Source organism: Streptomyces fuscichromogenes (genome assembly GCF_014645815.1).
Taxonomy (GTDB): Bacteria; Actinomycetota; Actinomycetes; order Streptomycetales; family Streptomycetaceae; genus Streptomyces; species Streptomyces fuscichromogenes.
This window is the reverse complement of sequence record NZ_BMML01000127.1, coordinates 1-558: the sequence shown is the minus strand read 5'-3', so window position 1 is coordinate 558 and position 558 is coordinate 1. Positions and strand designations below refer to the sequence as shown.

Below are 558 nucleotides of genomic sequence, written 5' to 3'. Positions count from 1 at the left end.
CATCCGATGTATGTGATCTTCACGTCCGGTTCGACGGGACGGCCCAAGGGCGTCGTGGTCGAGCACGGGTCGGTGAGCGGCTATCTGGAGTGGGCCGGCTCGTGTTACCAGGGTTTGAGCGGACGGGTGTTGCTGCATTCGTCGGTGGCATTCGACCTTGCGGTGACTTCGCTGTGGGCTGTGTTGGTGCGGGGCGGATGTGTGCTGGTGGGTGAGGTTGCCGAGGGTCTGGGTGTGGATCTGCTGAAGGCGACGCCGAGTCATCTGTCGTTGATGGCGGAGATGACTGGTGTGGTGGCGCCGGGCGGAGAGCTGGTGGTGGGAGGTGAGGTACTGACGGGTGAGGTGGTGGATGGCTGGCGGGCCACTCATCCGGGGGTGGCGGTGGTCAATGAGTACGGTCCGACCGAGGCGACTGTGGGGTGTGTGTTCCAGCGGTTCGCTCCGGAGGAGCCGGTGGATGCCGTGGTGCCTGTGGGGCGGCCTATCGCCAATACGCGTGTTTTCGTGCTGGATTCGGCTCTTCAGCTGGTGCCGCCGGGTGTGGCGGGTGAGTTG

General features: G+C 64.9%; 1 protein-coding gene. It reads left to right on the top strand.

The window, feature by feature from the left end:
• Positions 1–12 precede the first annotated feature (12 nt).
• Positions 13–558, top strand: a 546-nt coding sequence (locus IEZ11_RS50485) for an AMP-binding protein (protein ID WP_229714019.1), incomplete at its 3' end; no start/stop codon positions are given.